This is a genomic window from Streptomyces sp. NPDC001270, from assembly GCF_042896695.1.
Taxonomy (GTDB): Bacteria; Actinomycetota; Actinomycetes; order Streptomycetales; family Streptomycetaceae; genus Streptomyces.
In genome coordinates, this window is sequence record NZ_JBIAXM010000013.1 from 90,568 (window position 1) to 102,578 (window position 12,011).

At 72.4% G+C, this 12,011-nt stretch carries 10 protein-coding genes; 7 read left to right on the top strand and 3 right to left on the bottom strand.

Annotated elements, in window-relative coordinates:
- Window positions 1–11: 11 nt before the first annotated feature.
- Window positions 12–689: a hypothetical protein gene (locus tag ACFY2B_RS22625; protein ID WP_390764878.1), complete on the bottom strand. Its 678-nt coding sequence runs from the start codon at window positions 687–689 to the stop codon at window positions 12–14.
- Window positions 690–939: 250 nt separating this feature from the next.
- Entirely contained in the window at window positions 940–2,697 is a 1,758-nt protein-coding gene (locus ACFY2B_RS22630; RefSeq protein WP_390764879.1) for a dolichyl-phosphate-mannose--protein mannosyltransferase, read from the bottom strand.
- A 96-nt stretch (window positions 2,698–2,793) separates the two neighbouring features.
- Between ACFY2B_RS22630 and rsmI the strand changes: the two genes are divergently transcribed.
- The 6 genes from rsmI (at window position 2,794) to ACFY2B_RS22660 (ending at window position 9,176) form a co-directional block, all read left to right on the top strand.
- Window positions 2,794–3,633: a 16S rRNA (cytidine(1402)-2'-O)-methyltransferase gene (gene rsmI / locus ACFY2B_RS22635; protein WP_390764880.1), complete on the top strand. Its 840-nt coding sequence runs from the start codon at window positions 2,794–2,796 to the stop codon at window positions 3,631–3,633.
- Window positions 3,634–4,026: 393 nt separating this feature from the next.
- Window positions 4,027–4,452 carry a hypothetical protein gene (locus tag ACFY2B_RS22640; RefSeq protein ID WP_390764881.1) on the top strand — a complete coding sequence of 142 codons (426 nt, stop codon included), beginning with the start codon at window positions 4,027–4,029 and terminating at the stop codon, window positions 4,450–4,452.
- Between the two features lie 234 nt (window positions 4,453–4,686).
- The gene (locus ACFY2B_RS22645) at window positions 4,687–5,574 is read left to right on the top strand and encodes a TatD family hydrolase (protein WP_390764882.1); all 888 of its coding nucleotides are present in this window, start codon (window positions 4,687–4,689) and stop codon (window positions 5,572–5,574) included.
- Between the two features lie 124 nt (window positions 5,575–5,698).
- A complete protein-coding gene (locus ACFY2B_RS22650) occupies window positions 5,699–7,201 on the top strand; it encodes a ubiquitin-like domain-containing protein (RefSeq protein WP_390764883.1) in 1,503 nt (500 codons plus the stop codon).
- A 122-nt stretch (window positions 7,202–7,323) separates the two neighbouring features.
- Window positions 7,324–8,286, top strand: coding sequence for a 16S rRNA (adenine(1518)-N(6)/adenine(1519)-N(6))-dimethyltransferase RsmA (gene rsmA / locus ACFY2B_RS22655; RefSeq protein WP_390764884.1), 963 nt, complete (start codon window positions 7,324–7,326; stop codon window positions 8,284–8,286).
- On the top strand, window positions 8,283–9,176 hold the full coding sequence (locus tag ACFY2B_RS22660; protein ID WP_390764885.1) for a 4-(cytidine 5'-diphospho)-2-C-methyl-D-erythritol kinase: 894 nt from the start codon (window positions 8,283–8,285) through the stop codon (window positions 9,174–9,176). Before rsmA ends, ACFY2B_RS22660 begins: the two co-directional genes overlap by 4 nt.
- A 44-nt stretch (window positions 9,177–9,220) precedes the next feature.
- Here the strand turns inward: ACFY2B_RS22660 and ACFY2B_RS22665 are convergent, their stop codons facing one another.
- Window positions 9,221–9,817, bottom strand: coding sequence for a Uma2 family endonuclease (locus ACFY2B_RS22665; protein ID WP_390765047.1), 597 nt, complete (start codon window positions 9,815–9,817; stop codon window positions 9,221–9,223).
- 157 nt (window positions 9,818–9,974) lie between these two features.
- On the opposite strand from ACFY2B_RS22665, the gene ACFY2B_RS22670 reads away from it, so the two are divergent.
- Complete coding sequence (locus ACFY2B_RS22670) at window positions 9,975–11,783, top strand: ABC-F family ATP-binding cassette domain-containing protein (RefSeq protein WP_390764886.1); 1,809 nt, start codon at window positions 9,975–9,977, stop codon at window positions 11,781–11,783.
- Window positions 11,784–12,011: the final 228 nt, after the last annotated feature.

Genomic DNA, 12,011 nt, shown 5'->3' on the forward strand with positions numbered 1-12,011 from the left:
AAGGCAGAGGATCACTTCGACCGTTTCTGCTGATTCTGCTGCGCGGCGTTTCTGCCCGTCCAGCGCGCACCGGGAGCAGCCTGCTGCCTGGCGGCTTTCCCGGACCTTTCCGCCGTCTGCGTTTGTGGGAGCAGCTTCTTGGTGAACTGCCCGATCTGTGCCATGAACCGGGATTTGCCGGATTTGGAGTCGTGGTGGAAGTACGAACTCTCCTCAGACGTCTGAGCGGTGGTCGGCTCGGCCGTCTGAGCGGTGGTCGGCTCGGCGGGCGCTTGAGGGCCGGTCTCGGTCTTTATCTTCGGGGAGTCCCAGAGCGTCGGACTGTCCGGCCGATCTTCTCCAGGTGCGGGGATCGATCGAGGATTCTGACTGGCTTGCGGGTCGGTCACGATCCTGACGTCCGGGGATTCCGAGGGCATGGGACTGTCCGGCCGAGTGCCTCCAGGCACGGGGACCGGTCGAGGATTCATGAAGGATCTCGGGTCGTTCACCAGCTCAATCCCCGTGGCGCTCACCAGCGATGGCGTATCAGGCTGCCAAGGATCTGCCGACGTGGAAGGCGCGGCATCCGGAGCCTCTGACCGCTCCTCGCCGAGAGGAAGCGAGAAGTTGCGCGACTGCTGCTGGCTTCGCTCGTGAACGTCGCCTGCCGCTGGCCCACTTGGTCTTGTCGTGCCTTCGCTGTCCATGGGAGCTCCTTCCGGTGACTTCCGTTGTCAGGAGGAAACGTAGGCGTCGGCCTGCCGGTTCACCAGAGGGTGAGGGCGACCTCGCGTGCGGCGCGATGCCCCTGCCGGGCGTTTCCGGGCTGTCCGTCAGCTTCTGTGGGCTTCTGCGGCCGTCCGACAGGGACCGGCGGGGACGGCGGCGACCACTGACGTCCGACAACGACCGTGGGGGCGCGGCCGTCGGCCACGCCCCCACGCTACGTACGCCCAGCTAGACCCACGTATCCAGCCACATCCGCGACCGCCACTCGTCTATCGGGATCGCGGTGCCCGTGTAGAGCGGCCAGAAATAGATGAAGTTCCAGGCGATCAGCAGGACCAGGATGCCCGCGCTCGACGCGCCGAACAGGCGGCGGGTGTCGCTGGAGCCGGGTGGGCCGATGATCGCGCCGATCATCATGGCCACTGCCAGGCACAGGAACGGCACGAAGACGACGGCGTAGAAGAGGAAGATCGTGCGCTCCTGGTACATGAACCAGGGCAGGTAGCCGGCGGCGATGCCGCACGCGATGGCGCCCGCGCGCCAGTCGCGGCGGAACAGCCAGCGCCACAGGACGTAGAGGACGGCGAAGCAGGCCGCCCACCACAGCAGCGGCGTGCCGAGCGCCAGGACCTCGCGGGCGCACTTCCCGCCCGCGTCGGCCGGGCAGCCGTCCGTGCCGGGGGACGGCGACTCGTAGAAGTACGAGACCGGGCGGCCCAGCACGAGCCAGCTCCACGGGTTGGACTGGTAGGTGTGCGGGGACGACAGGTTGACGTGGAACTCGTACACCTCGTGCTCGTAGTGCCACAGGCTGCGCACCCAGTCCGGCAGGAAGGTCCAGTGGCCGCCCTTGCCGGCGGTCGCCGCCCAGTCGCGGAAGTAGCCGCCCGAGCCGTTCGAGGGGGAGAGGATCCAGCCGAGCCAGCAGAGCACGTACACGCCGATCGCCACCGGGACCGTGGCCAGGAACGTGAGGCCGGTGTCGTACTTGAGGACCGCCACGTAGGGGCTGCGGGCCCCGGCCACCTTCCGCGCGCCCACGTCCCACAGCAGCGCCAGCACACAGAACGCGGCGAGGACGTAGAGGCCGTTCCACTTGGTGCCGAAGGCGAGGCCGAGCAGCACACCGGCCGCCCAGCGCCAGGGGCGCCAGCCCAGGCGCAGCGTGTCGCCGGTGTGCGCGTCCGGGCGGACGCGGCCGTCGGCGTCGGCGGGCAGCGCCGCGGCGAGTCTCGCCCGGGTCCGGTCCCGGTCCACGACCAGGCAGCCGAAGGCCGCGAGGACGAAGAACATCAGCACGCCGTCCAGCAGCGAGGTGCGGCTCATCACGAAGTGCAGGCCGTCCACCGCCATCAGCGCGCCCGCCAGACAGCCGAGGAAGGTCGAGCGGAAGATCCGCCGGCCGATACGGCACAGCAGCAGCACGCTGAGCGTGCCGAGCAGCGCGGTCATGAACCGCCAGCCGAACGGGTTGAAGCCGAAGATCAGCTCGCCGAGCCCGATGACGTACTTGCCGACCGGCGGGTGCACGACGTACGCCGGGTCCAGCGGGATGCCCAGATGTCCGCCCGACTGGAGGATCTGGTCGTTGGCGCTCTTGTCCCAGTTGACCTCGAAACCGCGGTGGACGAGCGCCCAGGCGTCCTTGGCGTAGTACGTCTCGTCGAATATCACCGCCTTCGGGCTGCCCAGGTGCCAGAACCGCAGGAGGCCCGCCATCAGCGTCACCAGCAGCGGGCCGATCCAGCCCGACCAGCGGGTGACGCGCTCGGCCAGGGCCGGCGGCATCCCCAGGGCGTGCCACAGGCGCGGGCTGGGCTCGGCGAACGGCGGCACCAGGCGGTCGCGGACGTCGCCGAGGCCGTGGTCGGACCCGGCCGGGTCCGACCGATAGCCGAAGTGGCGCAGTCGCCGCAGCCACGACGGCCGCTGGTCGTGCGGGGCCTGGCCCTGCCGGGTGTCCATGGAGGACGCGGTACTGGTCACCGCGCCATCGTAGGGAACCCTTCTGTGTGAGTCCCGCGCCTGGGCGGTACCGATCCGGCCGAGCCTGCCTCCGACCGCCCCTGGGAGGATGGTCGGGTGACTGGAACCCTTGTCTTGGCTGGCACCCCCATCGGCGACGTCGCGGACGCGCCGCCGCGGCTCGCGACGGAACTGGCGGACGCGGACGTCGTGGCCGCCGAGGACACCCGGCGGCTGCGCCGGCTGACCCAGGCGCTGGGCGTCACCCCCAAGGGGCGCGTCGTCTCCTACTTCGAGGGCAACGAGTCGGCCCGCACGCCCGAACTGGTCGCGGAGCTGCTGGGCGGCGCGCGGGTGCTGCTGGTCACGGACGCCGGGATGCCGTCGGTCTCCGACCCCGGATACCGGCTGGTCGCCGCGGCCGTCGAGCGGGACATCCGGGTCACCGCGGTCCCCGGACCGTCCGCCGTGCTCACCGCGCTCGCGCTGTCCGGGCTGCCCGTCGACCGGTTCTGCTTCGAGGGGTTCCTGCCGCGCAAGGCGGGCGAGCGGCTGTCGCGGCTGCGGGAGGCCGCGGCGGAGCGGCGCACCCTGGTGTACTTCGAGGCGCCGCACCGCCTCGACGCCACCCTCGCCGCGATGGCCGAGGTGTTCGGCGGTGAGCGGCGGGCCGCGGTCTGCCGGGAGCTGACCAAGACGTACGAGGAGGTACGGCGCGGTCCCCTCGCCGAGCTGGCCGCCTGGGCGGCCGAGGGGGTACGGGGCGAGATCACCGTCGTCGTCGAGGGCGCCCCGGAACCCGGCCCCGGGGATCTCGGCGCGGACGAACTCGTGCGCCGGGTCCGGGCGCGGGAGGAGGCGGGGGAGCGGCGCAAGGAGGCGATCGCGGCGGTGGCGGCCGAGGCGGGCGTGCCCAAGCGGGAGGTGTTCGACGCGGTGGTGGCGGCGAAACGGTAGCGCTCCGCTGGGTTTGGCGGGGGTTCCGGGGGCGCCGGTGCAGGTGGGGCGGAGGTCGGTCGGGTGCGGGTGGGTTGTGGCTGGGCGCTCCCTCAAGTTCTCGGCTTCGCTCGAACAGGGGGGACCCTCAGTTCCCCGCGCCCCTTTGGGGGCGCGGCCCCATGCGTGGGCAAAGGGGGCTCGTGCAAGGCAAAGCCCGCGCCTGCCCGCCGGGACCGCCAGGGCAAGGGAAGTCCAAATCGGCTCCAACACTCGACAGGCCCCGGTGCATTCGCTCCGGTGCGGGAGTCCACTGGGTCGAGGGGGCGGACCCGTCCCCCGTCCCCGTTGGGATTCCGGGGGGAGTCCCGTACGCAGGGGGCGCTTGTCCAGCGGACAAGAGGAGCAGCTGGCATGAGTGAGATCGCAGGGCAGACCGGCCTCCGCGGTGCGGCCACAGCCGTCGTTCACGAGTCGTATTCCTTCGCCTGCATGCGCTGCGGGCACGGCTGGGAGCAGTCGTACGAGATAGAGCACCACACGGATGCCGACGGTGCCCAGTTCGTCATATACGTGGCGGGCGGGCGGATCGTGCCGTCGCCGCTGAGCCGGCCCGGGTGCCAGAACTGCGACGGCCAGGTGGTGCGGATCATGCGGGCCGGGCAGGTCGCGTCGGTGCGCGGCGCGGCGGCGTACGGGAACGCGCACCGCACGCCGCCGGCCGGACCCGTCGAGGTCCCGGAGGTGCCGACGGTGCCGCTGACGGCCGACCGGGAGCCGGTGCACCGCCACTGGCACCTGTCCGATCTCCTCCATCCGTTCCAGCGCAAGGCGGGCTGACCCGGATCCGCCCGCGGAGGCGGGCGGACCGGCAGGGTTCCTGGCCGGGGCGGACCGGCCCGGCACCCGCGCGCGGCGGGCGACTCGGTTCCCGTGCGCGGCGGGCGACCCCGTTTCCCGTGCGCGGCGGGCTGACCTGGCACCCGCCGCCCAAGGCGGGCCGTCCCGGCCCGTGCGCGGCGGGCCGTCCCGCTCGCCGGTCGGTGCGGTGGGCCGCGTCCGTAGGATCGGGACATGTCTTCGAATGCCGACACCGCCGACAAGAACGCGGCGCCGCCGCTCCCGGAACCCCTCCGGGTGCCGGTCGCCGATTCCCACACGCATCTCGACATGCAGTCCGGCACCGTCGAGGAGGGGCTTGCCAAGGCCGCGTCGGTGGGGGTGACGACCGTCGTCCAGGTCGGCTGCGACATCAAGGGCTCCCAGTGGGCCGCGGAGACCGCCGCGGCCCACGACCGCGTCCACGCGACCGTCGCCCTGCACCCCAACGAGGCGCCGCGGATCGTCCACGGTGACCCCGACGGCTGGTCCCGGCAGGGGGCGCGCGTGCCCGGCGGGGACGCCGCCCTGGACGAGGCGCTCGCCGAGATCGACCGGCTGGCCGGACTGCCCGAGGTGAAGGGCGTCGGGGAGACCGGACTCGACCACTTCCGTACCGGGCCCGAGGGCATGGCGGCCCAGGAGAGGTCCTTCCGGGCCCACATCGAGATCGCCAAGCGGCACGGCAAGACGCTGGTCATCCACGACCGGGACGCGCACGCCGACGTGCTGCGCGTCCTCAAGGAGGAGGGTGCCCCCGAGCGCACCGTCTTCCACTGCTACTCGGGCGACGCCGCGATGGCCGAAGTGTGCGCCCGCGAGGGCTACTTCATGTCCTTCGCCGGCAACGTCACCTTCAAGAACGCCCAGAACCTGCGCGACGCCCTCGCCGTCGCCCCGCTGGAACTGGTCCTGGTGGAGACGGACGCGCCGTTCCTGACCCCGGCGCCGTACCGCGGACGGCCCAATGCGCCGTATCTGGTTCCGGTGACGGTGCGCGCCATGGCCGCCGTGCGCGGCATCGGCGAGGACGTGCTGGCGACGGCCCTGGGGGCGAACACCGCCCGCGCCTTCGACTACTGATCGCGGGCGGCCGCGAGGATACTTTTCCCAACTGTCTGCTGTTGCGTCGTTTTGGAGGATGGCGGGTGCTCCGCTAGGTTCTGGGGGCCTTTTGCACCCTTCTGGCCCTCTGGAGCGTGTCGGTGTGAGCAATCCGCAGTACGAGACGTACGGGACTGATGGGATGTACGGGCCGTACGCAACGTACATTCCCGGCCCCGGCCCGGATCCGACGGCGGGGTACGGCACGGGCCCGGACCCGACGGCGGGCTACGGCATGTGGGAGGCGCCCGTCGCGGGCGGGGCGTACCGCGACACCTACCGGCCCGCCTACGAACAGCGGCTGCTGCCCCGGCAGGCGTCCGGCGAGTCCCGGCTCGGGTCGGGCCTGCGTGAGTCCGGTTTGCGTGAGCCGGGTCTGCGTGAGTCGGGTCTGCGTGAGCCGGGTCTGCGTGAGCCGGGTCTGCGTGAGTCCGGTCTGCGTGAGCCGGGTCTGGGCCCCCGGTCGGACCGGCGCGCCGCGCGCCGGCGGCGGGAGCGCAACGCCCGGCGCTCGGAGTCCGCCATGCGCCGACTGGTGCCGCAGGCGCTGGTCGTCGCGTTCCTCGCCGGCGGCACCACCGCGTTCGTCGCCAAGGACAAGGCGGTCGAACTGAGCGTCGACGGCAAGGCGCGCACCCTGCACACCTTCGCCGACGACGTGCGCGAACTGCTCGCCGAGGAGGACCTGCCGGTGGGCGCGCACGACCGGGTCACGCCCGGCCGGGACACGGAGCTGGAAAGCGGCGACCAGGTCAGCGTGGACCACGGACGCCCCGTGCGGCTCACGCTCGACGGCCGGCGGCACGAGGTGTGGACGACGGCCCGCACGGTGGAGGGCATGCTCGGCCGGCTCGGGGTGCGTGCGGAGGGCGCGTACCTGTCGGTGCCGCGCTCCCGGCCCATCGGCCGCTCCGGTCTCACCCTCGACGTACGCACCGAACGCGCGGTGACGGTCATCGCGGACGGCCGTGCCCGCGTCGTCCGCACCAACGCGGCGACCGTCCGCGAGGCGGTCCGGGGAGCCGGCGTCACCCTGCGCGGTCAGGACACCACGTCCGTGCCGCTCGGCAGTTTCCCGCGGGACGGCCAGACGGTGACCGTGCTGCGGGTGACCGGCGCCAAGGAGGTCCGGGAGGAACTGATCCCGTTCCTGGTGAGCCGGACGGACGACCCCTCGCTGTTCCGGGGCATCGAGGTGGTCGACAGCGCCGGGCAGCCCGGTGTGCGACGCGTCACCTACCTCATGCGGACCGTCAACGGGGTCCGGCAGAAGCCCCGCCGGGAGCGGGCCGAGGTGGTCCGCGAACCGCGCACCCAGCTCGTACGGGTGGGCGTCAAACCGCCGCCGCCCTCCGTCGAGGGCGCCGAGGGCCTGAACTGGCACGGCCTCGCGGCCTGCGAGTCCGGCGGGCGGCCCACGGCCGTGGATCCCTCGGGGACCTACGGCGGCCTCTACCAGTTCGACACCCGCACCTGGCACGGCCTCGGCGGCAAGGGACGCCCGCAGGACGCCTCACCGGCGGAGCAGACCTACCGGGCGAAGAAGCTGTACCTACGGCACGGAGCGAGCCCTTGGCCGCACTGCGGGATGCGCCTGCACAGCTGAGCACCCGGCCGGTGGCCCTTGGCCGGTAGATCCACCGGCCGGTGGCCCGTCGTGATCCGTGGCTCTCGGGTCTGTCCGGGCGGTGGGCCGAGGGGGTGGTGCTCGCCCCGTACCCTTGTGCCGTGAGCAGCCCCATCCCCGACGCCCTCCTCGGCCCCGCCGACATCCGTGAGCTGGCGGCAGCGCTGGGCGTGCGCCCGACCAAGCAGCGCGGCCAGAACTTCGTGATCGACGCGAACACGGTCCGCCGGATCGTCCGCACCGCCGGGGTCCGCCCCGACGACGTGGTCGTCGAGGTCGGTCCGGGGCTCGGCTCCCTCACCCTCGCCCTGCTGGAGGCGGCCGGCCGGGTCACCGCCGTCGAGATCGACGACGTGCTGGCCGCCGCGCTGCCCGCGACGATCGCGGCCCGTATGCCCGAGCGCGCCGACCGGTTCGCGCTGGTCCATTCCGACGCGATGGCGGTCGGCGCGCTGCCCGGCCCGGCCCCGACGGCGCTGGTCGCGAACCTGCCGTACAACGTGGCCGTGCCGGTGCTGCTGCACATGCTCGAAACCTTCCCCAGCATCGAACGGACGCTGGTGATGGTGCAGTCGGAGGTCGCGGACCGGCTGGCCGCCGCGCCCGGCTCCAAGGTGTACGGCGTGCCGTCCGTGAAGGCGAACTGGTACGCCGAGGTGAAGCGGGCCGGGGCCATCGGACGCACGGTGTTCTGGCCCGCGCCGAACGTGGACAGCGGGCTGGTCTCGCTGGTCCGGCGGGCCGAGCCGGTCCGGACGACGGCCTCCCGGACCCAGGTCTTCGCGGTCGTCGACGCGGCGTTCGCGCAGCGCAGGAAGACGCTGCGGGCGGCGCTGGCCGGCTGGGCGGGCTCCGCCGCCGCGGCCGAGGCCGCGCTGGTCGCCGCCGGTGTCCCGCCGCAGGCGCGCGGCGAGTCGCTGACGGTGGAGGAGTTCGCCCGGATCGCCGAGCACGGCACACCGGCCGGGCACGCCGGGCACGCCGTGCGCGACGGGCACACCGACCAGCCCGACCGGACCGACCGGCCCCAGCAGCAGTCCGAGTACAAGGAGACCGCCCAGTGACGGTGACGGTACGCGTCCCGGCCAAGGTCAACGTCCAGCTCGCCGTGGGCGCCGCCAGGCCCGACGGCTTCCACGACCTCGCCAACGTCTTCCTCGCGGTCGGCCTCTACGACGAGGTCACGGTGACCCCCGCGGACGAACTGAGGGTCACCTGCGCGGGCCCGGACGCCGGTCAGGTCCCGCTCGACCGCACCAACCTCGCGGCCCGCGCCGCCCTCGCCCTCGCCGGACGCCACGGCATCGAGGCGGCCGTGCACCTCCACATCGCCAAGGACATCCCCGTCGCCGGGGGCATGGCGGGCGGCAGCGCGGACGGGGCGGGCGCGCTGCTGGCCTGCGACACCCTGTGGGGTACGGGCGCCTCCCGCGCCGAACTCCTCGACATCTGCGCCGAGTTGGGCAGCGACGTACCGTTCAGCCTGATCGGCGGGGCGGCCCTCGGCACCGGGCGCGGTGAGAAGCTGACGGCTCTGGAGGTCGGCGGGACCTTCCACTGGGTGTTCGCGATGGCCGACCGGGGGCTGTCGACTCCGGCGGTCTTCCGGGAGTTCGACCGGCTCGCCGAGGGCCGTGCCATCCCCGCGCCGGTCGCCTCGCAACCGCTGCTCGACGCCCTGGCCAAGGGCGATCCGGAGGCGCTGGCCGCCGCCGTCTCCAACGACCTCCAGCCGGCCGCGCTGTCCCTCTTCCCCGAGCTGGCGGACACGCTGGCCGCGGGCCGCACGGCCGGTGCCCTCGCGGCGCTGGTCTCCGGTTCGGGCCCGACGACGGCGTTCCTGGCGGGCGACGCCGGGTCGGCGGAGAGGGTGGCGGGGGTGCTGCGGGCGTCCGGGACGTGCCGGACGGTGCGTACGGCGGCGGGGCCGACGGCCGGGGCGACGGTGATCTGAGCAGGCGCCCCGCCCCGCCCGCTCGGAGTTCGTCCTCGCCCGACTCAGAGTTCGTCGATCGCCGTGAGGTCGATGTCGATGGGGTAGGGCTTGTCGACCTTGATGCGGTCGCGGTGCATGCCCATGTGCACGTACGCCTTGGTGAGCGGGTCGAGTTCGTAGACGTGGACGACGGGCCTGCCGCTCGTCCCGCTCGCCTCGACCCGCCAGAAGTTCTGGATACCGGCGGCGGCGTACTTCTGCGGCTTGGTGGTGCGGTCGCGGGACTCGGAATCCGGGGAGACGACTTCGACGGCCAGGAGCACATCGTCGGCCCGGTAGCTCGTCTGTTCCGGACCGGTGATCGCGTCGGCCCGGATCACGCTCACATCGGGTTCCGGGCCGTTGCGCCTGTCGAGGACCACGGTCATCTCCCGGCTTACCCTGAGCTCAGCGGGCAGACCGCTGCCGCGCAGGCCGAAGACGAGCAAGTCGACCATGTTGCCGTGGAAGCGGCGCTGCGGACTCACGAAAATCAGGCTCCCGTCGATCAGCTCGGTGTGCGGCGGGAGATCCGGCAGCGTGAACAGGTCGTCCACGGTGTAGCCGTCCTGCGGTGGCACCGGCCACTGGACGTGGTGCTCTACGGACTCGGCGGTCATGGTTCCTCCCATGGACGGGATTCTGCTGCCTGCCCCCAACGGTAGCGGCCGTTTCCCGATCAGGTCATCACAAAGAGTGACCACCCCCGCGCGCCCCGCCCCCGCGCCCGCAGGCCCTACGCTTGAAGGCTGATCGATCCCCGCGCACAGGAGTGAAATGGCCGTCAACCTGGTCAATGTCGAGAACGTCAGCAAGGTGTACGGCACGCGTGCGCTGCTGGACGGCGTCTCGCTCGGAGTGTCCGAAGGGGACCGGATCGGGGTCGTCGGACGCAACGGCGACGGCAAGACCACCCTCGTCCGGATGCTCGCGAAGCTGGAGGAGACCGACAGCGGGCGGGTCACCCACTCCGGCGGGCTGCGGCTCGGCGTGCTCACCCAGCACGACTCGCTCGACCCGGCGGCCACCGTGCGGCACGAGGTCATCGGGGACCTGGCCGACCACGAGTGGGCGGGCGACGCCCGGATCAGGGACGTCCTCACCGGCCTGTTCGGCGGCCTTGACCTGCCGGGCTTCCCGGCCGGCCTGGACACCGTCATCGGTCCGCTCTCCGGTGGCGAGCGGCGCCGGATCGCGCTCGCCAAGCTGCTCATCGAGGAACAGGACCTGCTCGTCCTGGACGAGCCCACCAACCACCTCGACGTGGAGGGCATCGCCTGGCTGGCCCGGCACCTTCAGGAGCGGCGTTCGGGGCTGGTCTGCGTGACCCACGACCGCTGGTTCCTCGACCAGGTCTGCACCCGCATGTGGGACGTGCAGCGCGGCACCGTGTACGAGTACGAGGGCGGCTACTCCGACTACGTCTTCGCCCGTGCCGAACGCGAGCGCATCGCCGCCACCGAGGAGGTCAAGCGGCAGAACCTGATCCGCAAGGAGCTGGCCTGGCTGCGCCGCGGCGCCCCTGCCCGTACCTCCAAGCCGCGCTTCCGGGTCGAGGCCGCCAACGAGCTGATCCAGGACGTGCCGCCGCCCCGGGACAGCAGCGAACTGATGAAGTTCGCCTCCTCGCGGCTCGGCAAGACCGTCTTCGACCTGGAGGACGTGAGCGTCCAGGCCGGCCCCAAGATGCTGCTCAAGCACGTCACCTGGCAGCTCGGCCCCGGCGACCGCATCGGCCTGGTCGGGGTCAACGGCGCCGGGAAGACCTCCCTGCTGCGGGCCATGGCCGACGCGGCGCGCACCGCGGGGGAGGCGCAGCCGGTCGCCGGGCGGGTCGTCGTCGGCAAGACCGTCAAGCTCGCCTACCTCTCCCAGGAGGTCGCCGAACTCGACCCCGCCCTGCGGGTACTGGAGGCCGTGCAGCAGGTGCGTGAGCGGGTCGACCTCGGCAAGGGCCGCGAGATGACCGCGGGGCAGCTGTGCGAGACGTTCGGGTTCAACAAGGAGAAGCAGTGGACGCCGGTGGGCGACCTGTCGGGCGGTGAGCGGCGGCGGCTGCAACTGCTGCGGCTGCTCATGGACGAGCCCAACGTCCTCTTCCTCGACGAGCCCACCAACGACCTGGACATCGAGACCCTGACCCAGCTGGAGGACGTGCTCGACGGCTGGCCCGGCTCGATGATCGTCATCTCGCACGACCGGTTCTTCGTCGAGCGCACCACCGACCGGGTGTTCGCGCTGCTCGGCGACGCGACGCTGCGGATGCTGCCGCGCGGCATCGAGGAGTACCTGGAGCGGCGCCGGAGCATGGCGGAGGCCGAGTCCGCCTCGGCGGCCGCCGTGGCGCCCAAGCCCGTGACGACCGAGCGGAGCGCCGCCGACCAGCGGGCCGCGAAGAAGGAACTCCAGCGGATCGAGCGCCAGTTGGACAAGATCTCGGAGAAGGAGGCCAAGCTGCACGCGCAGCTCGCCGAGCACGCCACCGACTTCGCGAAGGTGGCCGAACTCGACGGGCAGTTGCGTGGGGTGGCGGGGGAACGCGAGGAACTGGAGCTGCGCTGGCTGGAACTCGCCGAGGACGCCTGACCGCGACGCGGGAGCACGGCCGGTTCTCCGGCCGGTTCCCGGTTTGTTTCCCGGCCTCTTTCCGGCCTGTTCCCTGGTCCGTCCCCGGCCCGGTCCGCCCCGGCCTGTTCCCTGGTCCGGTCCGGTCCGTTCCGTTCCGTTCCTGTCCGTTCCCCGGTTGCGCGCGGGTCGGTCGGGAGCCGTCGTATGCCGCCGTACGCGCCGGGGCGCGGCCCTCGCGAGCGCCGC